27 protein-coding genes, 1 tRNA gene and 1 pseudogene are annotated in these 22,519 nt (G+C 64.3%); 12 read left to right on the top strand and 17 right to left on the bottom strand.

The annotated features are described in order from the left end of the window. From AC56KZ_RS19190 to gpmA, 13 genes and pseudogenes are all read right to left on the bottom strand, one after another. A pseudogene (locus AC56KZ_RS19190) lies at positions 1-552 on the bottom strand (type II secretion system secretin GspD); the annotation flags it as partial. Further along, entirely contained in the window at positions 552-1,325 is a 774-nt protein-coding gene (gene gspN, locus AC56KZ_RS19185; RefSeq protein WP_497163783.1) for a type II secretion system protein N, read from the bottom strand. The gene gspN and the pseudogene AC56KZ_RS19190, both read right to left, overlap by 1 nt. Beyond that, positions 1,322-1,843, bottom strand: coding sequence for a type II secretion system protein M (locus tag AC56KZ_RS19180; protein WP_497163782.1), 522 nt, complete (start codon positions 1,841-1,843; stop codon positions 1,322-1,324). The genes gspN and AC56KZ_RS19180 overlap by 4 nt, the downstream gene beginning before the upstream one ends. After that, on the bottom strand, positions 1,840-3,048 hold the full coding sequence (gspL, locus tag AC56KZ_RS19175) for a type II secretion system protein GspL (RefSeq protein ID WP_497163781.1): 1,209 nt from the start codon (positions 3,046-3,048) through the stop codon (positions 1,840-1,842). Before gspL ends, AC56KZ_RS19180 begins: the two co-directional genes overlap by 4 nt. Positions 3,049-3,064: 16 nt before the next feature. Continuing rightward, entirely contained in the window at positions 3,065-4,198 is a 1,134-nt protein-coding gene (gspK, locus tag AC56KZ_RS19170) for a type II secretion system minor pseudopilin GspK (protein WP_497163780.1), read from the bottom strand. Between the two features lie 13 nt (positions 4,199-4,211). Then, on the bottom strand, positions 4,212-4,844 hold the full coding sequence (locus AC56KZ_RS19165; protein WP_497163779.1) for a type II secretion system protein GspJ: 633 nt from the start codon (positions 4,842-4,844) through the stop codon (positions 4,212-4,214). Continuing rightward, positions 4,841-5,218 (bottom strand): type II secretion system minor pseudopilin GspI, encoded by a 378-nt coding sequence (gene gspI, locus AC56KZ_RS19160; protein WP_497163778.1) that lies wholly within the window; start codon positions 5,216-5,218, stop codon positions 4,841-4,843. The genes AC56KZ_RS19165 and gspI overlap by 4 nt, the downstream gene beginning before the upstream one ends. Position 5,219: 1 nt before the next feature. Then, complete coding sequence (locus tag AC56KZ_RS19155; protein WP_497163777.1) at positions 5,220-5,723, bottom strand: GspH/FimT family pseudopilin; 504 nt, start codon at positions 5,721-5,723, stop codon at positions 5,220-5,222. Positions 5,724-5,732: 9 nt separating this feature from the next. After that, complete coding sequence (gene gspG, locus AC56KZ_RS19150) at positions 5,733-6,185, bottom strand: type II secretion system major pseudopilin GspG (RefSeq protein WP_497163776.1); 453 nt, start codon at positions 6,183-6,185, stop codon at positions 5,733-5,735. 108 nt (positions 6,186-6,293) lie between these two features. Beyond that, complete coding sequence (locus AC56KZ_RS19145; RefSeq protein WP_497163775.1) at positions 6,294-7,082, bottom strand: HesA/MoeB/ThiF family protein; 789 nt, start codon at positions 7,080-7,082, stop codon at positions 6,294-6,296. Between the two features lie 18 nt (positions 7,083-7,100). After that, complete coding sequence (locus AC56KZ_RS19140; RefSeq protein WP_497163774.1) at positions 7,101-8,594, bottom strand: S41 family peptidase; 1,494 nt, start codon at positions 8,592-8,594, stop codon at positions 7,101-7,103. Between the two features lie 16 nt (positions 8,595-8,610). Continuing rightward, positions 8,611-9,978, bottom strand: a complete 1,368-nt coding sequence (locus AC56KZ_RS19135) for a murein hydrolase activator EnvC family protein (RefSeq protein WP_497163785.1) — start codon at positions 9,976-9,978, stop codon at positions 8,611-8,613. 69 nt (positions 9,979-10,047) lie between these two features. After that, positions 10,048-10,794, bottom strand: a complete 747-nt coding sequence (gpmA, locus tag AC56KZ_RS19130; protein ID WP_497163773.1) for a 2,3-diphosphoglycerate-dependent phosphoglycerate mutase — start codon at positions 10,792-10,794, stop codon at positions 10,048-10,050. A 96-nt stretch (positions 10,795-10,890) separates the two neighbouring features. Here gpmA and AC56KZ_RS19125 point away from each other — a divergent pair, with 96 nt between their 5' ends. From AC56KZ_RS19125 to AC56KZ_RS19110, 4 genes are all read left to right on the top strand, one after another. Next, positions 10,891-11,292: a rhodanese-like domain-containing protein gene (locus tag AC56KZ_RS19125; RefSeq protein ID WP_497163772.1), complete on the top strand. Its 402-nt coding sequence runs from the start codon at positions 10,891-10,893 to the stop codon at positions 11,290-11,292. A 26-nt stretch (positions 11,293-11,318) separates the two neighbouring features. Continuing rightward, positions 11,319-11,582 carry a glutaredoxin 3 gene (grxC, locus tag AC56KZ_RS19120; protein ID WP_136221539.1) on the top strand — a complete coding sequence of 88 codons (264 nt, stop codon included), beginning with the start codon at positions 11,319-11,321 and terminating at the stop codon, positions 11,580-11,582. A 159-nt stretch (positions 11,583-11,741) separates the two neighbouring features. Continuing rightward, entirely contained in the window at positions 11,742-12,203 is a 462-nt protein-coding gene (gene secB, locus AC56KZ_RS19115) for a protein-export chaperone SecB (RefSeq protein WP_193688000.1), read from the top strand. Between the two features lie 162 nt (positions 12,204-12,365). Next, a complete protein-coding gene (locus AC56KZ_RS19110) occupies positions 12,366-13,373 on the top strand; it encodes an NAD(P)H-dependent glycerol-3-phosphate dehydrogenase (RefSeq protein WP_497163771.1) in 1,008 nt (335 codons plus the stop codon). A 128-nt stretch (positions 13,374-13,501) separates the two neighbouring features. Here AC56KZ_RS19110 and AC56KZ_RS19105 read toward each other — a convergent pair whose 3' ends face one another. The 4 genes from AC56KZ_RS19105 to mscL are packed head-to-tail and all read right to left on the bottom strand — an operon-like array spanning position 13,502 to position 16,214. Then, the gene (locus AC56KZ_RS19105; RefSeq protein WP_497163770.1) at positions 13,502-13,876 is read right to left on the bottom strand and encodes a cupin domain-containing protein; all 375 of its coding nucleotides are present in this window, start codon (positions 13,874-13,876) and stop codon (positions 13,502-13,504) included. A 12-nt stretch (positions 13,877-13,888) separates the two neighbouring features. Then, the gene (locus tag AC56KZ_RS19100) at positions 13,889-14,575 is read right to left on the bottom strand and encodes a DUF2461 domain-containing protein (RefSeq protein WP_497163769.1); all 687 of its coding nucleotides are present in this window, start codon (positions 14,573-14,575) and stop codon (positions 13,889-13,891) included. A gap of 18 nt (positions 14,576-14,593) precedes the next feature. Then, positions 14,594-15,781, bottom strand: a complete 1,188-nt coding sequence (locus AC56KZ_RS19095; RefSeq protein WP_497163768.1) for a Do family serine endopeptidase — start codon at positions 15,779-15,781, stop codon at positions 14,594-14,596. Positions 15,782-15,785: 4 nt separating this feature from the next. After that, complete coding sequence (gene mscL, locus AC56KZ_RS19090; RefSeq protein WP_497163767.1) at positions 15,786-16,214, bottom strand: large conductance mechanosensitive channel protein MscL; 429 nt, start codon at positions 16,212-16,214, stop codon at positions 15,786-15,788. Positions 16,215-16,524: 310 nt separating this feature from the next. Here mscL and petA point away from each other — a divergent pair, with 310 nt between their 5' ends. From petA to AC56KZ_RS19050, 8 genes are all read left to right on the top strand, one after another. Beyond that, positions 16,525-17,139, top strand: a complete 615-nt coding sequence (gene petA, locus AC56KZ_RS19085) for a ubiquinol-cytochrome c reductase iron-sulfur subunit (RefSeq protein WP_497163766.1) — start codon at positions 16,525-16,527, stop codon at positions 17,137-17,139. Positions 17,140-17,141: 2 nt separating this feature from the next. Beyond that, positions 17,142-18,560, top strand: coding sequence for a cytochrome b (locus tag AC56KZ_RS19080; protein ID WP_497163765.1), 1,419 nt, complete (start codon positions 17,142-17,144; stop codon positions 18,558-18,560). A 29-nt stretch (positions 18,561-18,589) separates the two neighbouring features. Further along, positions 18,590-19,351: a cytochrome c1 gene (locus AC56KZ_RS19075; protein ID WP_497163764.1), complete on the top strand. Its 762-nt coding sequence runs from the start codon at positions 18,590-18,592 to the stop codon at positions 19,349-19,351. A 92-nt stretch (positions 19,352-19,443) separates the two neighbouring features. Beyond that, positions 19,444-20,055, top strand: coding sequence for a glutathione S-transferase N-terminal domain-containing protein (locus AC56KZ_RS19070; RefSeq protein WP_497163763.1), 612 nt, complete (start codon positions 19,444-19,446; stop codon positions 20,053-20,055). 288 nt (positions 20,056-20,343) lie between these two features. After that, a complete protein-coding gene (locus tag AC56KZ_RS19065) occupies positions 20,344-20,829 on the top strand; it encodes a ClpXP protease specificity-enhancing factor (RefSeq protein ID WP_497163762.1) in 486 nt (161 codons plus the stop codon). Positions 20,830-20,856: 27 nt separating this feature from the next. Then, positions 20,857-20,932: transfer RNA gene (locus AC56KZ_RS19060), tRNA-Thr, on the top strand. Positions 20,933-21,023: 91 nt separating this feature from the next. After that, positions 21,024-21,572: a DUF2939 domain-containing protein gene (locus tag AC56KZ_RS19055; protein WP_497163761.1), complete on the top strand. Its 549-nt coding sequence runs from the start codon at positions 21,024-21,026 to the stop codon at positions 21,570-21,572. Positions 21,573-21,741: 169 nt separating this feature from the next. Next, positions 21,742-22,512: a head GIN domain-containing protein gene (locus tag AC56KZ_RS19050; RefSeq protein WP_497163760.1), complete on the top strand. Its 771-nt coding sequence runs from the start codon at positions 21,742-21,744 to the stop codon at positions 22,510-22,512. The last annotated feature ends 7 nt before the right edge of the window (positions 22,513-22,519 follow it).

Genomic DNA, 22,519 nt, shown 5'->3' with positions numbered 1-22,519 from the left:
GTTGCCCGGATTGGCCATGATCGAATTGTTCGGCGAAATCAGCGGCCGCAGCACGGCGGTGAGGTTGGCCGCCGATTCATACGACAGGTGGAAGATTTGCGTGGCGATCTGGTCGCCCTGGACGCGGGTGCCGCGCTTGCCCACCTGGGTCGGCGAAGATTGCAGCTTGGCTTCCGCTTCCGGCACTACCTTGGCATAGCCTTCGCCGGTGGTGACCACGGCAAAGCCCTGCAGCCGCAGTGCCGACGTCAGCAGGCCGAAGGCCTGGCTCTTGGTCAGCGACCTTTCCGATTGCAGGGTGATCGTGCCTTTGACGCGCGGGTCGACGATGAAGGTCATCCCGGTGTAGTGGCCGACGGCCTTGATGACGGACTCGATGTCGGCGTTCACGAAGCTGAGGGCGGCGGCGTTTTCCTGTCCCTGGGACAGGGCCGGCAGCGGCGCCGTGGCCACCGCGCAGCACAGCAGGGCGGCGACGATGCGCTGTCGCGCCGGGCGTCGTGCCGAATCGCGTGCTGGAAAATAAGGGGTGCTACGGAAGGATGTTTTCATTATCTGAACTCTAATGCGATTATGTTTTTACCGTCCACCATGCGGCGCTGTCCCAACAGGTTCAGCATATTGCCCAGGGTCTCTTCATATCCTTCGGCAGCCGACGCTTGCCCGGAAAAACGCAGGCGTCCGTCCTGCAGCGTTCCACTTCCCGACAACAGCAAGGCGCCGCGCACCGTGCGCAACACCAGGTCAGCCTGGGCGCCACGCCAGTCCAGCGCCATTTCATAGCTGCCCAGCGGCCGGATCGGCGACATGCGCGAACCCATGTCGTTCATCGACAGGACCGTGCGTCCGGTGACCGCGATGCTGCCCGGCTGGCGTACGAGGTCGAGCCGGTTCCATGACAGGCGCAGCACGCCCGACGGCATCAGCGTATTGAGCGGTGCGCCCAGTCCGGCAAGGCCTTCGGCCGGCAACAGCAGCTGCCCTTCGCTGACCTGCCATTGCGACCAGCTGCCCTCGATGCGCACCGGGCCGGCCAGCGCCTGGGCGTTTTCAAGGCGCATGTTCACGCGTCCGAACAGGACCAGCGGCGACAACTGCCAAGAAAAGCGTCCCGGCAACAGCGGCGTCACCGATCCACCCTGGCCCGCCGCCCCGCCCACGAAGGCTGAACCGTTCCAGAGCGTACCTTGCGCATCCCCGAGAGTCAAACGGCCGCCGGTCTGGCGTTCCACGATCGTCCCGAGCCAACTTGCCGGCAGGAACACGAGCATCGTCAGCGTGACTGCCAGTACCAGCACCATCAACCATCCGAATGTTCGCTTCATCGGGCGCCGGTGCCAAGGTCCTGGCGCAAGGTCAGGCTGGCGTCGACCTGGCCGACCGGGTCCTGGGCGCTGAATGTGCCTTCTTGCACGGCGATGCGGTTTTCGCGGCGCTGGGCGTCGAGCCATCCGACCAGGTTGGCGAAGGACACCTTGGACACTTGCAGGCGGGCGAATTCGCCGGTCAGTGTCAGCGAGGTGGGCGTGATGCCGCGCGCGTTCAGGCTGGCCTGCAGGGTCTCGCGCGTCATGGGCGTGACTGCCACCGGCGCCTGGCCGACGAGCGCACGCGCCTGGCCGGCCATGCTGGCCACCTCGGCCGCCTGCAGGCGCAGCGCGGGCAGCGAGCGCTGCAGGCGAGCGCGGCCTTCGACCGCCGGTTCGATCAGGCCCATGTAGGTCAGCGCCAGCGCGACGACGACGAAACCGGCGGCAAGATAGCGGCGCTCCTGCTCGGTGCGCGCGATCCAGTAAGCGCCGGCGCGCTCGCGCGCCCGGCCGACAGTATTACCCAGGCTCATGGCTTGGCTCCCGTACTGCGCACCACCCAGTTGGCGGGTGCGGATGAGTCCAGAGTGAGGCCGCGTGCGGCCAGGGCCGCCTGCAGCTGGCGCAGCGCGTTCGGGTCGACCGTTTCAGGTTTGACTGTGACCCGCAGCGTGCGTTCCTTGTATTCGATTGAGCTAATGCCTGGTGGGCTCATCATTTCGCGGATGGCGTCGCCCAGCGAGCCGGCCATGTAAATGAATTCGTCGGGGCCGATCTTGCCGGTGCCGCTCTGGGCCCGGGCGATGTTCTGGCGCATCTGGGCAACGGGATCGGCGGCCGGCTCGTTCGGATACACCGACTTGAAGGTGTCGTTGATTTGCTGGCGCACGACGTTCGCCTCGCCACGCAGGCGCAGCCATTCGATGTTGATGCCGGCCAGGTTGACGACCACCGCCAGGAAAGTCAGCGCGATCGGCACGCGCCAGGGGCGCCAGTCGCGCTGGCGCGCACCGGCCGCGCCCAGGCCAGGCACCAAATCAAAAGTGACGCTGCGCGCGCCGGCGATCCAGTGCGCCCAGTCGTCGGCCTCGAGCATGGTGCCGGGACCGGCTTCGGCCAGCAGCACGCCGTATTCGCCCATCTGATCACGCGGCACGTAGAGCGTCAGGGGCGCGTCGCCGGCCAGCGCGCGCGCCGTCTGCAGCGCCACCGCCGGGTTGGCTTCGAGTGCCATTCCGAGCCCTTCGTACTGGCCCTGGCGCAGCAGCAGTTCGCCGCCGACGATGGCCGCGCTCACGCCGCCCGGCTGCCAAGGCAGGCACAGCTGCGCCGGCAGCGCCGACACGCCGCGTGCGCCTTGCGCCAGCAACGTGCGCACCAGCGGTTCGAGCCAGTCGCGCGCAACGACCGCCACCGGACACACGCCGGCGGCGCTGGCGGGCGCCGCGACCAGTACGCAGTCGAGCGGATCGCCCAGGATGTGTTCTTCGACCAGGCCGGGCAGCGCTGCGCGCAGGCGCGGACCGGACAGCGGCGGCACCTGCAGCGCCAGCATGTTGACGTCAGTACCGGCCAGCAGCAGCACGACGCGGCGGCTGGCGGCGACGATGTCGCTCAAGCCGCGCAGCACGCCCTCGCCTTGTTGTTCGATGTTGCCGCCGTCGCCGACGAGGGCATAACGGCAGGGCGTGTCTTCACCTTCTGCGCGCGCCGGATGCCGGATATAAAGTGTAGCCAAACCGTCTCGCTTTCTTTTAGTTTTGACGAACCCACACAACCTTGACAGCGCCGCCGATGCCGCCCGGCGTGTTGTCTTCGCGCTGGATCAGGGACTGCGCGTTGAGTGCGGCGCGCTCGAGCCGGATCCGGCTATTCACAATGAACCAGTTGCTTTTGACGCTGATCGAATCGTCGGCCCAGACGCGGGCGCCGCCGACATCCGTTTTGAACTTTTCCGGGTCGATCCATGGCACATTACGCCGCCGCGCCAGCAAGGCATTGGCTTCGGACAGCGAATAATTCGGTACCACCGCCGCCAGCACTTCGGCCGAGGCCGTATTCACATTCACCGCGGTGCGGTTGGGCAGCACGATCACGAAGGGACGCAGCCGCTCGAGCATTTCTGGCGTAAAACCTTTTACTGTCAGCAAATCGTCGACTTCCATGAAACGGATCGGGGTGCCGATGCCTTCGCGCGACACCGGCAGCGTATTGAGTGCACTCGGGTCGACGCCCGTATTGTCGCCGTCGCGGCCGGCTCCGGCCAGGCCGCCCCCACCGGCGCCGCCGGCGCCCTCGCCGCCCGGATTGCCGATCGAACCCGGATCGCGTTCGCGGCCGCCAGTTTCTTCGCCCGTGTTCGGATCGACATTGCCCTCCGGCTCGAACACCGGCTGGCTGGCCGCAACCAGATTCGCCGTGGTGCGCGCCAGCGCCGGATTGATGCGCAGGTTGGTCAAAAGGCGCTGGAAAATCTCCATCTGCGCCTTGTCGATCCTGTTTCCGCTTTCCAAGTTACGCAGATTGTAACGCGAGGTGGCATCCATGATCTCGCCCGACAGGCTGGCGTCGAAAGTTTCGCCTTCCACGCGCTCGCGCTCGATGTACTGGTCGAGCCGGGTTTCGGCCAGCGGCGTGGCCCAGACCTGGGTCAGCGCCGTATAGGTACTGGTGTAAGCGTCCTGGCGCAAGACCAGGGTGGCCCAGTCGAGGGCGCCGCGCAGGATCCAGCGCGTCTGCTGGTTCAGGCGCTGGTTTTCCATCGAGCGCACCTGCACTTGCTGCTGCCAGAACAGGCTGGTGACGATCGAGATCGCCAGCGTGGTCAGCAGCAAGGCGGTGATCACGGCGACGCCGCGCTGGCGCCGCGGGGCACGGTAAGGGCGCATCACATATTCCCCATCAGATATTCCCCAAGAGGAAAGATTTCGTCAGGGGCTGAGGATAGCCGCGCGTCGCCAGCACCACCTGCACGCCGCCGATGGCAAGCGCCGCCGGGGCGCCCTGCGGCACGGCCTCGGGCTGCTTGCGCCAGGCATTGTTTTGCCAGACCAGCACGCCCATCGAATCGACGCCGCCATGCAGGCGCACCGGCGGCGTGGTGTCGGTATCGCTGAGCGAGGCTTGCCACAGGGCGTCGAGTTCGAGCAGGTCGCGGGTGGCGATCGATTCGCGCCGCAGCAAGTTGCCGTCCTGCAGGCGGTAGGCCACCACCTGCAGCCGCGCCGGCTCGTTTTCGTTGAACACGGTGCGGATCAGGGTCAGGCGGTTGTCGTCCTGGGCCAGGTAGGGCCGGCGGCCCATCAGGGTGGCGTCGGCGGCGTGCTCGCAGTCGCTCTGCATCTGGGCAAAGGTCAGCTGCAGGCCGCGCGTCATTTCCATCTGCTCGGTGAGGGCGACGCGCGCGCGCACGATGCCGTCGAGGCCGCGCCAGCCGAGCACGGCCACCATGGCCAGGATGCCGATCGCCACCAGCAATTCGACCAGCGTGAAGCCGTGGGCCGAGCGGGAAAAGGAGCCGCACCGTGCTGTCATCGCGGCCTCAGCACAAGCTGGATCAGTTTCAGGATGCGCCGGTTCGGGTTGTCCATGTCGTAGACCGACACTTCGACCCGGCGCAGTTGCGGATTCGGGCTGACCAGGACTTCTTCCTGGCACATCAGGCGCAGGTCGCCCTGGCCGCAGGCAAAGCTGCGCTTGCCCACTTCGGGAAATTCCCGGGTCAGGCGAATCTGCACGAGGCGGTTCTCGGCCGACCAGGTGGCCATCATCGAGGCCCGCAGGCCGGCGCTGTTCGAGGCCAGGCTGCCGACCGCGCGCAGGCCGGCGGCCAGCGCCGTGCCGACGATGACGAGGGCGACCAGCACTTCGAGCAGGGTAAAGCCTCGGGAATGATTTCGGCGCAGCATTTTATTGTTGGCCCGGTTCGACGACCGTAAAGTGGCCCACGCCGTCGGCGCGGATCGCCACGCTATGGTCGCCGCTGGCCAGCGTCAGCACGAACGGCTTGTCGACCGGCTCGCGTCCAAAGGTGACGCGCAGCGACTCGTTGAAGCCCGGTGCGGGCGGGTCGAGCAGGAGCCGCACCGGCGCATTGCGAAACGGCCGTTCGCGCAGCAGGTCGTCGCGGGTCACCGGCGCCCAGCCGTCCTCGTTGCGCACCATGAAACGGTAGCGCTCGGGGCTGGCCTCGAAGGCCACCTGGCGGTTGCGCACGATGGCTTCGTCGCGCGCTAGCTGCAGCAGCAGCGTCAGGCGCTTGGCTTCGTCCTCGAGATCCTGGCGCGGGCTGGGAATGGCGTTCAGCGACACCATCCCCAGCGTGATGCCGATGATGGTCATCACGATCAGGATTTCGACCAGGGTAAAGCCTGCCGCCCGGTGAGCTTTGCGTGGCGGCGCGCTGGCAGCCATGGTGTGCTGTTATCCCTGCCAGGAGCCGACGTCGGCGTCCTCGCCCTCGCCGCCGGACTGGCCGTCGGCGCCGAACGAGAAGACGTCGATCTCGCCGTGCAGGCCGGGCGACAGGTACTGATAGGCATTACCCCAGGGATCCTTCGGCAGCTTTTCGACATAGCCGCCGTCTTTCCAGCCGTTGGCCGCCGGGCCGGACGTCGGCTTGGTGGTCAGCGACTGCAAGCCCTGCTCGGTGGTCGGATAGCGCTGGTTGTCCAGCTTGTAGAGTTTCAGCGCCTGCATCAGGGTGGCGATGTCGGTCCTGGCCGCGACGACGCGCGACTCGCCGGTACGGCCGAGCAACTTCGGCACCACCAAGGCGCCCAGGATGCCGATGATGACCACGACAACCATGATTTCAACGAGGGTGAAGCCGCGCGCAAAACGGCGGCGAACTGCACGGTGCGGAACGATCTGCATAGTCAATCTTGGTAGGTGGAGTGGAACAAGCGACTTAGTATAAGGCCGAATGGCGACAGCGGCCACCGGTGGGTGCAACATTGTAGGGCAGAGCCAGACCTGTCGCGTTCAACCGTGCGCAGGGTAGGTTGAGTGAGCCGAGTGGGCCGAACCGGCCGCGCAGACCGGGCAGGCCGGATTACGCGCGACGCTCACGGCTGTCCATTCCATGGCGCGGCCGTCGAGCAGGAGCAGGCGTCCGCGCAGCGGCTCGCCAATGCCCAGCAGCAGTTTTAAAGCCTCGGCCGCCTGCGCCGCGCCGACGATCCCGACCAGCGGCGCGAACACGCCCATCGTGCCGCAGGCGGCATCCTCGAAACCGCTGTCCTCGGGAAACAGGCAGGCATAGCAGGGGCAATCGGGGCGGCGGCTGTCGAACACGGACAACTGGCCGTCGAAGCGGATTGCGGCGCCCGCCACCAGCGGTACCCCGGCGGCGACGCAGGCGCGGTTCAGGGCGTGGCGGGTGGCGAAGTTGTCGCTGCAATCGAGCACGACCGAGGCGCCGCATGCCAGTTCGAGCAGGCGCTGCGGGCCGGCGCGTTCGCGCAGGCTTGTCACGCATACTTCCGGATTGATCTCGCCCAGGGCGATGCGGCCGGAGTCGACCTTCGCCATGCCGATGCGTGCGCTCGTGTGCATGAGCTGGCGCTGCAGGTTGGTGAGGTCGACCGTGTCGTCGTCGACCAGGGTGATGCGGCCGACGCCGCTGGCGGCCAGGTACAGCGCCGCCGGCGAACCCAGCCCGCCGGCGCCGATCACGACCGCGTGCGCAGCCAGCAGGCGAGCCTGGCCTTCGATGCCGATCTCGTCAAGCAGGATGTGGCGCGAATAGCGCAGGAGCTGGTGGTCGTTCAAGGACGCGTTCGAAAAAACTTATTTCTTCGAGCCCTTCAGTTCAGGCGGTTTCATTTCGGCGCCGGGCAATTGTTTGGGCGCGGCGTCGGGCTCAGGTGTCTCGGCCTTCGCCAATTTGACCGGCAAACCCTTGAAATGGTTCAGCGCCTGGGCCAGCTGGAAGTCGTCCTTGCCACCGAGCTCGAGCGGCTTGCGGTTCTTCAGCAGGGCCAGCGCGCGCTGTTGCTGCTCGGCGCTGTCGCGTGCCTGCCTGGCCGGCGCGCCCGGCTTGTCGGCGGTCTTGTCGCCGGTCTTGTCACCTTCGCTGGCGAGGTGGCGCTGCAGGTCGGATTCGCGCACGCGCAGCGCGTTCAGGCCGTCGCCCTCGAGGCTTTCGTCGACCAGCAGATCCGGCTTGATGCCGGTGGCCTGGATCGGCCGGCCTTTCGGCGTGTAGTAGCGCGCCGTGGTCAGCTTGATGGCGGTGTCGGCGGACAGGGGGCGCAGCGTCTGCACCGAGCCCTTGCCGAAGGTCTGGGTACCCATCACGATGGCGCGCTTGTAGTCCTGCAGGGCGCCGGCGACGATTTCCGAAGCCGAGGCCGAGCCGCCATTGACCAGCACCACCATCGGCACGGTTTTCGCGGCGGCCGGCAGTTTCGCCAGCGGGTCGGCGCCGCGCGGGGCATAAAACTCGCGGCGGCCGTAAAAGCTCTGGTTCGAATCGGGCAATTGACCCTTGGTCGAGACAATCAGTTCTTCCTTTGGCAGGAAGGCGCTCGAAACGCCGATGGCGCCCGGCAGCAAGCCGCCCGGATCGTTGCGCAAGTCGAGCACGAGGCCCTTGATGTTCGGATTGTCGGCGTACAGGGCGGCGGTCTTGGTGACCAGTTCGTCGAGCGTGGCTTCCTGGAACTGGCTGATGCGCACCCAGGCGTAACCGGGCTCGACCATTTTGGCCTTGACGCTCAGCACGCGGATTTCCTCGCGCGTGACGGGCACGACCCAGGGCCGGTCCTCGCCGCGGCGGGCGATGGTGAGGGTGACCTGGCTGCCTGGTTTACCGCGCATTTTCTTGACAGCATCGTCGAGCGACAAGCCCTTGACCGGGACGTTGTCGATCCGGGTGATCAGGTCGCCCGCCTTGATCCCGGCGCGGTAGGCCGGCGAATCCTCGATCGGGGACACGATTTTCACGTACCCGTCCTCGGCCGCCACTTCGATGCCGACGCCGACGAACTTGCCGGCGACGCTCTCGCGCATCTCGCGGTAGGTCTTCTGGTCGAGGTAGACCGAATGCGGGTCGAGCGAGGCGACCATGCCGCCGATGGCTTCGGACAAGAGTTTCTTGTCCTCGACCGGCACGACATAATCGCTCTTGATGAGGCCGTAGACATCGGCCAGCTGGCGCAGCTCGTCCAGCGGCAGCGGACTGCCTCCGCCCTTCTGGGCCCAGGCCGATACCTGTACCGTCAGTGCCACGCCGGCGACCACGCCCAGGCCGACCAGCCCCATGCTTTTCACTTTGCCCATCGCTGCCCCTAAAAACCTAGAATTTGACCCAGCTCGCCGGGTCGAAGGCTTTGCCCAGATGCCTGAGTTCAAAGTATAGCCCTGATTCTTCGTTACCGCCGGTGTTGCCCGCACTCGCAATCGGCTCGCCGGCGCGCACTGCATCGCCCAGGCGTTTCAGCAAGGTCTGGTTGTTGGCGTAGATCGAAAGATAGTCGCCGCCATGGTCGATGATGATAAGGTTGCCGAAGCCGCGCATCCAGCCCGAGTGCACCACCCGGCCGACCGCGACGGCACGCACCTCGGTGCCTTCCGGCGCCTTGATGAACATGCCTTTCCAGCTCGGGCCGTCGCCGCCGCGCTTGGCGCCGAAACGCGCCGCGATGCTGCCGCTGACCGGGGAGCTCAAGCGCCCGCGCATGCCGGCAAAGGCGCCTTTCGGTGCAGCCGGCGCCAGCGAGATGTCCGGCGTGCGTTCTTCCGCCACCGGTTTCGGCGTCTCGGCCACGCGCGGCTCTTCCGGCAGCGGCTTCGGTGGCGGTTTGCCGGCTTTTGCCGCTTCGCGCGCCAGGCGGTCGCGTTCGGCCTTGGCGGCGGCACGCGCTGCGATACGCGCTTTTTCCTCGATCGCGGCCTGGGCCGCCGCTTTGGCGCGCGCGGCGGCCAGTGCCTCCTGGCGCTTGCGTTCGGCCTCGGCCTGCTCGCGGATCAGGCGCGTCAACTGGTCGACCAGCCCGCTCATGCGCTGCTCGTCGCGCTGCAGGCTGTCGACCTGTTTGCGCTGGGTGACGAGTTTGCTCGACAGCTCGCTCAGCAGGGCCGCGCGACGGACTTTTTCCTGTTCCAGCACGCTTTTCTGGTCGCGCTGCTCGCCGGCGATTTCCTCGAGCTCGACCTTGGCGTTCTCGACCTTCGCGCGGTTCTGCTCGACTTGCACCAGGTTCGCGTTCAGCGAGGCCAGCAATTTGGCCTGGGCCTGCGACACATAGGCCATCATCTGCAGGTCGCGGTTGATGCGGTTCGGGTTGTCGCCGGAGAGCAGCAGCTTGATGCGGTCTTCATTGCCGGCGACATAATGCTCGCGCAGCAGCGACGACAATTGCTTTTTCTGGTTGATGATCGTCAGGGCGAGCCGCTCCTGCTCGGCGCCCAGCTCCTGCAGGCGCAGGTTGGTGTCGAGCTGCTCCTGGGCCAGGTCGCGCAGCGCGCGGTTGGCGTTCGAGATGGCTTCTTCGGACGCGGCCAGGGTGTCGGCGACGTCGTCCTTTTCGCTCTCGGTGCGGCTGATCTCTTTCTTGAGCGCCGTCAGCTTTTGCTGGATGCCCGCACGCTTGGCTTCGGCAGCGGCTTTCTGGCGGCTGCGCTCGGTCGGTTTGGCAGGCGCGGCCGTGACCACGACAGGCATGGCCAGGCCCCATACCAGCGCGCACAGCAGTGCACCGCCGGTCAATTTCTTCTTTGGAAAACGCAAGACTTACTTCGCCTTCCCTTGGTTCGCCACGGCCGCGACCGCTGCCGCCACCGCTGCCTGGTCGCCCAGGTAGTAGTGGCGGATCGGCTTCAGATTCTCGTCCAGTTCATACACGAGCGGCTGGCCGTTCGGGATGTTCAGGCCGACGATGTCGGCGTCGCTGATGTTGTCGAGCATCTTGATCAGGGCGCGCAGGCTGTTGCCGTGGGCCGAGATCAGGATCTGCTTGCCGGCGCGGATGGCCGGGGCGATCTCGTCATCCCAGACCGGCATCACGCGCGCTACCGTGTCCTTCAGGCATTCGGTCAGCGGAATGCTGTCTTTCGCCAGGCCGGCGTAGCGCGGGTCCTTGAACGAGGCGCGCTCGTCCGATTCTTCCAGGGCCGGCGGCGGCGTGTCGTAGCTGCGGCGCCAGACCAGCACCTGCTCGTCGCCGTATTTCGCGGCCGTCTCGGCCTTGTCCAGGCCCTGCAGCGCGCCGTAGTGGCGTTCGTTCAGGCGCCAGTCGTTCTTGATCGGCAGGTACATCTGGTCCATTTCGTCGAGCGCCAGCCAGAGCGTGCGGATCGCGCGTTTCAGCACCGAGGTATAGGCCAGGTCGAAGGCAAAGCCGTTCTCGCGCAGCACGCGGCCCGCGGTGCGAGCTTCGTTGATGCCCTTCTCGGTCAGGTCGACGTCGACCCAGCCGGTAAAACGGTTGGCCAGGTTCCAGGTGGATTCGCCATGGCGCATGAATACGATTTTGTACATAAGCTTTTCTTCTCTACTTGGAAAAAAACTGCGTTAGATGATTGCTCCAGCTTCTATTTTATAATGCGCGGATTGCGTTCAACCAATGGAAGCCTTGTGAAATTCATCCTCGATAATATCCTCTTCGTCGCACTTGCCGCCGTTTCCGGTGGTGCACTGCTGTGGCCGGCCCTCGCGCCCAAGGGCCGCCGCGCGACGCCGCTGCAGGTGACCCAGCTCATCAACCGCGGCAAGACCACGCTGCTCGACGTCCGCAGCGCCGAGGAATTTGCCGCGGCTCATCTGCGCGACGCGAAAAACATTCCGCTGGCAGACTTGGGCAATCGCCTCGGCGAACTGGAAAAATCCAAAACCCGCACCATCGTCGTCATTTGCCAGGCAGGCGCCCGTTCCGACAAGGCCGTGCGCCAGCTCAAGGCAGCCGGTTTCGAAGACGTGCTCAGCCTCGACGGCGGCGTGACGGGCTGGACCGCTGCCGGTTTGCCAGTCACCAAGTAAAGTAATCAAGACAGGAAGGAATACCGATGACTGCCCATGTTGTGCTTTATCACACCGCCAGCTGCCCGTATTGCGTGCGCGCCGAGCGCCTGCTCGAAGCGAAAGGCGTGACCGAGATCGAACGCATCCGTGTCGACCTTGACCCGGAACAGCGCCAGATCATGATGCAAAAGACCGGCCGCCGTACGGTGCCGCAGATTTATGTGGGCGAGACCCACGTCGGCGGCTTCGACGATCTGTACGCGCTGGACCAGGCCGGTCGCCTCGATCCCCTGCTGAAGGGCGAATAAATCCCGGGCCGACCTGGCCTGCCGAACTGCCGCCAATGGGCCGTGGTCAAACCGCTATTGCATCCAAATTGATTTTGATACAATTGCCGTTGCGTTTGACTCCAAGCCCATCGGGGGCGGCGCTTTGCCGTCCCTATTACTTCACAACGAAAGCGTTCCATGTCCGACGAAAACCTGCAACCAGTATTCCAAATCCAACGCGTCTATCTGAAAGACATGTCGCTGGAACAGCCGAATTCCCCGGCCATCTTCCTCGAGCAAGAAGCCCCGACGATCGAAGTGTCGCTGGACGTCGGCGCCGAAGCGATCGCTGAAGGCATCTACGAGTCGACCGTGACGATCACCGTGACCGCCAAGGTCAAGGACAAGGTCGCTTTCCTGGTCGAAGGCAAGCAAGGCGGCATCTTCGAAGCACGCAACATTCCTGCTGACCAGATGGACCCGCTGCTCGGCATCGGCTGCCCGAACATCGTTTATCCTTACCTGCGCGCGAACATCGCCGACGTGATCACCCGTGCCGGCTTCCCGCCAGTGCACCTGGCCGAGATCAACTTCGAAGTGTTCTACCAGCAGCGCCGCCAGGCAATGGCCGAAGCCGCTGCCGCAGCACCGGCAAACTAAGCAGCGCGTCCTCAGCGACCATGCTGCCTGTCATCTGCGCCGCGCTCCGAGCGGGGCGCAGGTGGCCTTCCTTCCGATCTTCCTCGTTTCCCTTCTGGCGCCCGGTTTTACCGAATTCGGAAAGCTCGCCATGACCCTGCTGCGCTTATTCTCCCGACAACCATGAACAAGATTACCGTCCTGGGCGCGGGTGCCTGGGGCACCGCCGTCGCCATCGCCGTGTCCGCGCGCAACGACGTGCTGCTGTGGGGCCGCAATCCCGAACAAATGGCCGCTACCGCAGCGGCGCGCGAAAACACGGCTTACCTGCCGGGACAGCCCCTGCCCGACGCGCTGCGCCTCACGGCCGACCTCGATGCGGCGCTGGCGCACGTTGAAGGTGGCGGCCCCGGTTCGCTGCTGATCGCGGCCTGCCCGGTGGCCGGCCTGCGTCCCCTGCTCGAGCAGCTGAAGGGGCGCGCCGTTCCGAACGTGGTCTGGCTCTGTAAAGGTTTTGAATACGGCACCGGCCTGTTGCCGCACCAGGTGGTGCGCGAAGTGCTGGGCGACGCCGTGCCGGGCGCTGCACTGTCGGGGCCCTCGTTCGCGCAGGAAGTGGCGCGCGGGCTGCCGTGCGCGCTGACGGTGGCGTCCGATAACGCCGCTTTGCGCGACCGCGTGGTCGCTGCCGTGCATGGCGGTAATTTGCGGGTCTATGCCTGCGACGACCTGGTCGGCGTGGAAGTAGGCGGCGCCGTGAAAAACGTGCTGGCGATCGCCACCGGCACCGCCGACGGACTGGGCCTTGGCCTGAATGCGCGCGCGGCCCTGATCACGCGCGGCCTCGCCGAGATCACCCGCCTCGGCACCGCCCTTGGCGGACGTGCCGCCACCTTCATGGGACTGACGGGCATGGGCGACCTGATCCTGACCTGCACCGGCGACCTGTCGCGCAACCGCCGCGTCGGCCTGGCGCTGGCCCACGGCAAACCCCTGGAGACCATCGTGGCCGAACTGGGCCACGTGGCCGAGGGCGTGCCCTGCTCGAAAGCCGTGCGCGACCTGGCGGCCAGGCTCGGCGTCGAGATGCCGATCACCGATGCGGTGGCCGCGGTGCTGTTCGATGGCTACGATGCGGCCGAGATGGCCAGGACCTTATTGGCGCGCGATCCGCGCAACGAGCTGGCGTAGGGTGGGCGGGTCCCCCGCTCACGCGTTCAAATCACGTATGAACTACCCGCTCGACCGATTCTGATGCGGGTTGAACGCGTGAGCGGCAAAGCCGCCCACCCTACGAAAGCCGAACCACGAGACTAGGGTCAGCCGCCCTGGCCGCGCGCCGCATTCGTCGGCCCGCCCGTCCGCACCGGCCCCAGCAGGATAGTCATCAGCGCCACCGCGTCCTGGTTGGCGCGGATCGCATGCGGCTCGCCGCCGGCGAGGTACACCATCTCGTTCGGGCGCAGCACGACGGTGCGCCCGTGGGCGTCAAAGGCGATTTCGCCTTCCAAGCACAGCAGCGTGACTTCCCCTTCGACCCGGTGCTCCGGCATCGGCTTGTCTTTGGTGACAACCAGCCGGATCAGTTCCATGTGCTCGGTCTTCGCCAGCGCGATCGACGTGAAATTCGCGATGTCGTCTTCGCCCCGGTTCAAGGCGATCCGCTCGCCCGATGCTGCGTGTTGCAAGGCCATGTCGCCTCCTATTCAATCTTCGTGGGTGTGGGGCACCGCGCGCAGCCAGGTAACCAGCGCAAAGGCATCCTCGAATCCGCGCGCCAGCCGCGGCACCAGCTCGTCCGGATCGTTCACCTTCAGCGGTAATTCGGTCCACACGAAAAAGCTCTTCAGCTTGATGTGTTCGATGTGCGGGTGCGCCGGGTCGAAACCTTTGGGCGGACGCTGCAGTTTGTCTTCATCCAGCAGGTCGCCGTAGGTCGCGCGCAGGTGTTTATTCTTTAACATTTTTGCGAAACCTGTCGCATCGTTGACCACGTGTTCGCGGATCGCCTTCAGGCGGGCGGCCGGGGGCAGGTATTCGCCGGCGCCGATGCCGAGGGCGCCCTTGGCGTCGACCTGGAAGTAGTAGGTCGAGCCGCCGCCGGCGCTCGGGCGGCGCTTGTTGTTGGGCGAGATGCCGGCCGAAAAACGCGTCTTGTAGGGCGTCTTGTCGTTCGAGAAGCGGATGTCGCGGTTGATGCGGAACATCGCTTTCTTCGGATCGACGCCGGCTAACTGGCGGTCGAAACGCGTCAATTCGGGGATCAGTTCGGTAACGACGGCAAGGAACTCTTCGCGCAGGATGTCATAGCGCGGCTTGTTCATGATGAACCAGGGACGGGTGTTGTTTTCGCTCAGCTCGTGAAGGAATTGCGTCAGGTCACGCAGGTGCATGGAGGGTCCGGAAAGTGATTATCGTGGTTTTGGAAGCGGCCGCTTGCCGACGGTGACGGCGACCGTCGATTCGCGGTTCTGGCGCATCAGTGTCAGGCGCGCCTTGGCGCCCGGCGCCAGGGCGGCGACCAGGTTGAGCATGTCGCCGGTGCTGGCGACCGCCTTGCCCTCGACCGCAAGCAGGATGTCGCCGGGGCGCACGCCGGCGCGGTCGGCCGGGCCATTGCGCACCACGCCGGCAATGATGGCGCCGCTCTTGCGCGCCAGGCCGAAACTGTCGGCCAGTTCCGGCGTGATGTCCTGCGATTCGATGCCGATCCAGCCGCGCACGACCTGGCCGTGCTTGATGATCGATTCGAGCACGTTGCGGGCGGTCGACACGGGGATGGCGAAGCCGATGCCGACCGAGCCGCCGGTCTGGGAATAGATCGCCGAATTGATGCCAAGCAGGTTGCCGTGGATGTCGACCAGCGCGCCGCCCGAGTTGCCGAAGTTAATCGCCGCGTCGGTCTGGATGAAATTTTCGAAGTGGTTGATGTGCAGGTTGTTGCGTCCCACGGCCGAGATGATGCCCATGGTTACCGTCTGGCCGACGCCAAAGGGATTGCCGATCGCCAGTACCACATCGCCGACCCGTGCATTGTCGGCCTCGGCCAACACCATCACCGGCAGCTTGCGCTCGGCAATGCGGAGTACGGCGAGATCGGTTTCGGGGTCGGTGCCGACGACGCGGGCGGCGACCTTGCGCCCATCGGCCAGGCCGACTTCGATCTGGTCGGCGCCTTCGACAACGTGGAAGTTGGTGACGATATAGCCTTCGCCGCTGACGATGACGCCGGACCCAAGGCTCGAGAGCTGTTCTTCGGGCGGCAGGCGGTCGCCGAAAAAGCGGCGGAAGAACGGGTCTTTCAGGATTGGATGGGCTTGGCGCGAGGCCTTGCTGGTGAGGATATTGACCACCGCCGGCATGGCGCGTCCGGCGGCGTCGCGGTAACTGGCCGCCGGCGGGCCGGATTGGGCCTGCAGCACCGGCACCGTGCTGGCGCCGGGGCCGACCGGGACCTGGACCGGCGGCCGCCCCAGCCAGTCGGGTTGCAGGGCCGCGACCACGAAATACAGGGCGAGCGCGACGGTTACCGTCTGGGCGAACAGCAGCCACAGGCGGCGCGCCGCGCTGGCTGTGGAGGTGATGACGTCATCTTTCACTTTTTCACTTTTTTAGTGTCAAGGCATCGCGGATTTCGCGCAGCAGCACCACGTCTTCCGGCGTCGCGGGCGTGGCTGCCACGTCGTCGGGCATGACGCGCCGGCGCAGGCGGTTGGTCATGCGCACCATCTGAAAGATGAGGAAGGCGAGGATGACGAAATTCAGCAAGATCGTGAGGAAATTACCGTAGGCGATGACGGCGCCGGCTTTTTTTGCCTCCGCCAGCGCCAGCCCGGTGAGCTGGCCATTCAGGGGAATATAATAATTGGCGAAATCGAGTCCGCCCAGCAGCCTGCCGATCGGGGGCATGATGATGTCCTGCACCAGCGAATCGACGATGCGTCCGAAGGCGGCGCCGATGATCACGCCAACTGCGAGATCCATGACGTTGCCGCGCAGGACAAACTGCTTGAATTCGCCCATCATTGCCATGCCGTTCTCCTGTTATCGAAATAGCCAATGTGATGATACCGCAAGGCCTTGGGAGCGTCTGCACGCTCGCCTTATTCCGCGCCGGCCCGCCAATTCCGGGTAGCCATGCTGTTCGGGAACACTCCCCCGTTAAGCCATGCACGCCCCGTGACAGGGGGGTTTTTCGAGGCTGGCGGGGACGTTCATGCCACCATTAACCCACACTCAATATTTTTTTCTCCAATAAAGATTGCCATTCACATATAATTTTGCGTTGCTGTAAGCATTTAATTGATACTCAAGATTCGACATTTCACGTAACGGGGTTGGTATGAGTAATGAAAAGCAGGTCGATTCAGGCCGACGCGGGTTGTTGATCGCGACATGCGCGGCCGGCGGCGTCGTCGGTGTAGCCACGGCGGGCGCCCTGGTCAGTACGTTCCAGCCGTCCGAGCGGGCCAAGGCCGCCGGTGCTCCGGTGGAAGTGGATATATCCGACGTCAAGCCGGGTGAAATGAAGGTCGTGGAGTGGCGCGGCAAGCCGGTGTGGATCTTGCGCCGCACGCCGGAAATGCTGGCCAGCCTGCCGAAGAATACCGAACTCGTGGCCGACCCGAACTCCGAAAAAATCTATCAGCTCGACATGCCGGAATACGCGAAGAACGAATTCCGCGCCCGGACCGAGCACAAGGAAGTGCTCGTTACCGTGGGCATTTGCTCGCACCTGGGCTGCTCGCCATCGTCGCGCCTGGCCGAAGGCGCCCAGCCGAACCTGCCGGACGACTGGCGCGGCGGCTTCCTGTGCCCTTGCCATGGCTCGACCTTCGACCTGGCCGGCCGCGTGTTCAAGAACAAGCCTGCACCGACAAACATGGACATTCCTCCATACATGTACCTCGCCGATAACAAGATCGTCATCGGCAAAGACGAGAAAGGCGAGGCGTAAACATGGGCGCTGGATTCAACGAAACAAAACTGCCGGCCGACGCGCCGGCGGGGCAGAAGGCGCTGGCCTGGGTCGACGACCGCTTCCCGCTGTCGAAACTCTGGAATGACCAGTGGGGCAAGTATTACGCCCCGAAAAACTTCAATATCTGGTACCTGTTCGGCTCGCTTGCGATGCTGATCCTGGTGCTGCAGATCGTGACCGGCATCTTCCTGACGATGCACTACAAGCCGGACGCCAACCTGGCCTTCAATTCGGTCGAGCTGACGATCATGCGCGACGTGCCCTGGGGCTGGCTGGTGCGTTACATGCACTCGACCGGCGCTTCGGCCTTCTTCATCGTGGTCTACCTGCATATGACCCGCGCCCTGCTCTACGGTTCCTACCGCAAGCCGCGCGAGTTGATCTGGCTGTTCGGTTTCGCAATCTTCCTGTGCCTGATGGCCGAAGCCTTCTTCGGCTACCTGCTGCCTTGGGGCCAGATGTCGTACTGGGGCGCCCAGGTGATCGTCAACCTGTTCGGTGCGATTCCCGTGATCGGTCCGGACCTGTCCTTGTGGATCCGCGGCGATTACGTCGTGTCGGATGCAACCCTGAACCGCTTCTTCGCCTTCCACGTCATCGCCCTGCCGCTGGTGCTGCTGGGCCTGGTTGCAGCGCACCTGATCGCCTTGCACGAAGTCGGCTCGAACAATCCGGACGGCATCGAAATCAAGAACACGATCGGCCCTGACGGCCATCCGGTCGATGCGATTCCGTCGCATCCGTACTACTCGACGAAGGACTTGTTCGGTGTGTCGATGTTCTTGCTGATCTTCTCGGCGGTCATCTTCTTCGCGCCTGAAATGGGTGGTTACTTCCTGGAGTACAACAACTTCATCCCGGCCGATTCGATGAAGACGCCGAACCACATCGCGCCGACCTGGTATTTCACGCCCTTCTATTCGGTGCTGCGCGCCACCACGGCCGACTTCATGTACGTGCTGATGGCTGCCATCGCCCTGTATGTCGTGTTCATCTGGATGAAGTCGAAGCTGTCGTTCAAGGCGAAGGCCGCGATCGCGGTGATTGCCCTGGTCATCATCATCGGTATGCTGCCGCAGGTGCTGGATGCGAAATTCTGGGGTGTGGTGCTGTTCGGTCTGTCGGTGGTAATCATCGGCGCCCTGCCGTGGCTCGACCATTCGCCGGCGCGCTCGATCCGCTACCGCCCGACCTGGCACAAGTGGGTGCTCGCGCTGTTTGGCCTGTCCTTCCTCGCCCTGGGCTACCTCGGCACCCAGCTGCCGACGGCGACGTACACCATCATTTCGCAGGTGTGCACGCTGTTGTACTTCAGCTTCTTCCTCCTGATGCCATGGTGGAGCACGGCCGGGCATTTCAAGCCGGTACCGTCGCGCGTGACCTTCCACCCGCACTGATGCCCCAGGAAACGAGCTTAAGGACAACCATGAACTTTACGAAGAAACTGATTGCGGTCCTGGCACTGGTGCCAGGGCTGGCATTTGCGGCCGAAGGCAATTTTGCGCTCGACCGCGCACCAGAGCGCAGCGACATGGTGTCGCTGCAAAACGGCGCCAAGCTGTTCGTCAACTATTGCCTGAACTGCCACTCGGCCACGGCAATGCGTTACAACCGCCTGCGCGATCTCGGCTTGAGCGACGAGCAGATCAAGACCAACCTGTTGTTCTCGGCAGACAAGGTCGGCGATGTGATGACGACCGCGCTGCGCCCGGCCGATGCCAAGGCATGGTTCGGCGCGGTGCCGCCGGACCTGTCGGTGATTGTGCGTGCCAAGTCGTCGCCGGCAGGCAGCGGCGCCGATTACCTGTACACCTACCTGCGCACTTTCTACAAGGACGATGCGCGCCCGACGGGCTGGAACAACATGGTGGTGCCGAACGTGGCGATGCCGCACGCGATGTGGCAAATGCAGGGCGTACGCACGGTAAAAATGGTCGACGCGCCGGACCCGCACGACGCTACCAAGACGATCCACAAGTTCGCAGGCTGGGAGCAGGTTGCACCAGGAACGATGTCGCAGCCGGAGTTCGACACCGCGACCGCCGACTTGGTTGCCTACATGAGCTGGATGGCTGAGCCAGCGCAAGGAACCCGCAAGAAGCTTGGTGCTATCGTGTTGATTTTCCTGTCGATCTTTGCGTTCCTGGCCTGGCGTTTGAATGCGTCGTACTGGAAAGACATGAAGTAATTCGTTTTCCTTGCCCGCTTGGCTATAATGTGGGCACATTTTTCGGGGTGAGCTAGACGCTCGCCCCTTTGTTTCTTAAGGAACGACCCACCATGATGGTTCTCTACTCCGGCACCACGTGCCCGTTCTCCCAACGCTGCCGCTTGGTCCTGTTCGAAAAAGGCATGGATTTCGAGGTGCGTGACGTCGACCTGTTCAACAAGCCGGAAGACATTTCGACGATGAACCCGTATGGCCAGGTGCCGATTCTGGTCGAGCGCGAACTGATCCTGTACGAATCGAACATCATCAACGAGTACATCGACGAGCGCTTCCCGCATCCGCAACTGATGCCGGCCGACCCGCTGATGCGCGCCCGCGCCCGCCTGATGCTGTTCAACTTCGAAAAAGAACTGTTCGTCCACGTGCACGTGCTGGAAAGCGACCGCAACAAGACGAACGAAAAAGCCCACGACAAGGCCCGCACCGAAATCCGCGACCGCCTGACCACGCTCGCTCCCCTGTTCCTGAAGAACAAGTACATGCTGGGCGACGAGTTCTCGATGCTGGACGTGGCCATTGCCCCGTTGCTGTGGCGCCTGGACCACTACGGCATCGAACTGTCGAAGACGGCAGCGCCGCTGATGAAGTACGCCGAGCGCATCTTCTCGCGCCCGGCCTACATCGAAGCACTGACCCCGTCGGAAAAGGTCATGCGCCGTTAATGGACCGCGGGGGCCGCTGATGCGGCGCTGATGCATGCTGCCGGCCGCCACGCGGCCGGCGCCGCATTCCCCCCCGCTACCTGCCCTTGCGCTCCTTGCGCCGGTCTCGCGCCGCCCTCCGGCGATTCGCAGTAGACTGCCGCTGTAATGACACTGTAATGACACTGTAATGACACGCTTCATACGCGCCACGCCGCGCCTTGCGTGTCGCGTCGAGTGCGGCTGCACATCCGTTTGCCGGTCGCGAATGCTTGCCTATTAACGGATTCTTGTTTATTTCATTCGCACATGCCCGAAATCTCCACCAAGCCCTACCTGCTGCGCGCCATCTATGAGTGGTGCACCGACAGCGGTTTTACGCCTTATCTCGCCGTGAAGGTCGATGCGTCCACGACGGTTCCGATGGAATATGTCAAGAAGGGCGAAATCATTCTCAACATCAGCTACGGCGCGACGTCGGGGCTGAAGATGGATAACGACGCCGTGCAGTTCCGCGCCCGTTTCGCCGGCGTATCGCGCGACATCTATGTGCCGGTGCACAATGTGCTGGCGATCTACGCCAACGAAAACGGCCAGGGCATGGCCTTCGAGGTCAGCACCGCGGCTGCCGATATGCCGGCTCCGAAGGAGGAAGCGGCGACGCCATCGCCGACCCTGTCGTCGGTGCCTGCCGGGACCAATGACGCGGCCGCGGCAAGCTTGTCGCATTCGCCCGACGACGACACGGACCCGCCGAAAAAAGGCGGCCGCCCGACGCTGACCCGGATTAAATAGCGTTATAATTCCTGTCGTACAGATTACGCCGGCTTAGCTCATTTGGTAGAGCAGTTGATTTGTAATCATCAGGTGGCCAGTTCGAAACCGGCAGCCGGCACCAACAGCAAGTGCAAAAGCCCAGCCCTCACCGGCTGGGCTTTTTTGTTTTCGCCCGGCTATACTGAATGGCCTGTTTCCGGAGCCGATCCACGATGAAAAGAAACCACGTCCTGATTGCAGCGGTCGCCGTCGCGGCAAGCCTTGTCCTGTCCAGCTATGCCAGTCCGTACTGGACGCTGCATCGGATGCAGTCGGCCGTCGCCGAGAAGGATGCGGCGCGCTTTTCCAGCTATGTCGACTTTCCTGCCTTGCGTGAGAGTGTCAAGGGCCAGATGATGGCCTTGATGAGCCGGCACATGTCGCGTCCGGAGCTGGCCGACAATCCGTTTGCCGGGATTGGCCAGGCGATGGGGGCGGCCCTGATCAATCCGATCGTCGATGCGGCGGTTTCGCCGGCGAGCGTCATCGCGATGTTTGAGTCGGGCAAGACCGGACTGATGGAGGCCCGGGCCGGCAAGACGGCGCCGCAGGACGCCGAGGCGAGGGCGGACTATGCAGTCAATTACGAAACATGGAACAGGGTGGCCATTTCGAAGCCTGGAGATGATGGCGGACGCTTCATCCTGAAACGCACTGGACTCTGGAGTTGGCAGTTGGCGGCACTGGCGTTTCCGACGACAGTTGCTGACTCGACCAGATAAGCTATTCGCTCATCGACCGGCACAGCAGGCCCCTTCGGGGGTACGGCGGCACTGCCTTGCATCGCCGTTCGACCTTCCATTCCGCATATTGTGCAGCCCGTCGCACAGCCGAGGCCCGGTGTTACTCACGGATCTATAGTGCAATCACTATTCGATCACGGAGACCACCATGAACAAACTGCTCGGCACCACCCTGATGGCAACCGCCCTCACCCTCAGCACCGGCGCCGCCGCGGCGGCCGATATCGTGCGCGAGACGCGTGCGGTCGATGCGCGCGTGTCGCGGATCAAGCTGGACGGCGTCGTCGATCTCGTTGTGCGCCAGGGCGCCAGGCCATCGCTCGTGCTCTCCGGCGAACGCGACGATATCGCACGCGTGACGATTCACCAGCGCGGCGACACGCTGGAAATCGACACTGAGCGCCGCAACAACTGGAACTTCGGGAACAGCAAGCCGCGTTTGCGCGCCGAACTCACCGTGCCGAACCTGACCGAATTCGTGTCCGAAGGCGTGGGAGCGAGCACGGTCAGCGGCTTTGGCGGCGACAAGATCAAGCTCGCCCTCGACGGCGCCGGGAGCATGACGCTCAACGGCAGCTATCGCAATATCGATGCCCGTCTCGGCGGAGCCGGCAGCCTGAAGATCGACGCGGCGAAGACGGAGCGGATGGATCTGGCGCTCAATGGTGCGGGGCAACTGGCTGTCACGGGACACACGCGAACCCTGCATGCGAGGCTGGCCGGCGTTGGCAATCTCGACGCGGAAAAGCTGCGCGCAGATACGGTCGACCTCGACGTGAGTGGTCTTGGTGGCGCGACCGTGCATGCCAGTTCGGCGATTGATGTCGACCTGAACGGCATGGGGTCGGTCACGGTGTACGGCAAACCCACCCAGCGCAACGCCACGACGGGCGGCCTGGGCAGGGTGACCTGGCGCTAAGCGCCGG

This window comes from Telluria sp. LT2P34 (assembly GCF_059685915.1).
This window is presented reverse-complemented; position numbering and strand designations above follow the sequence as displayed.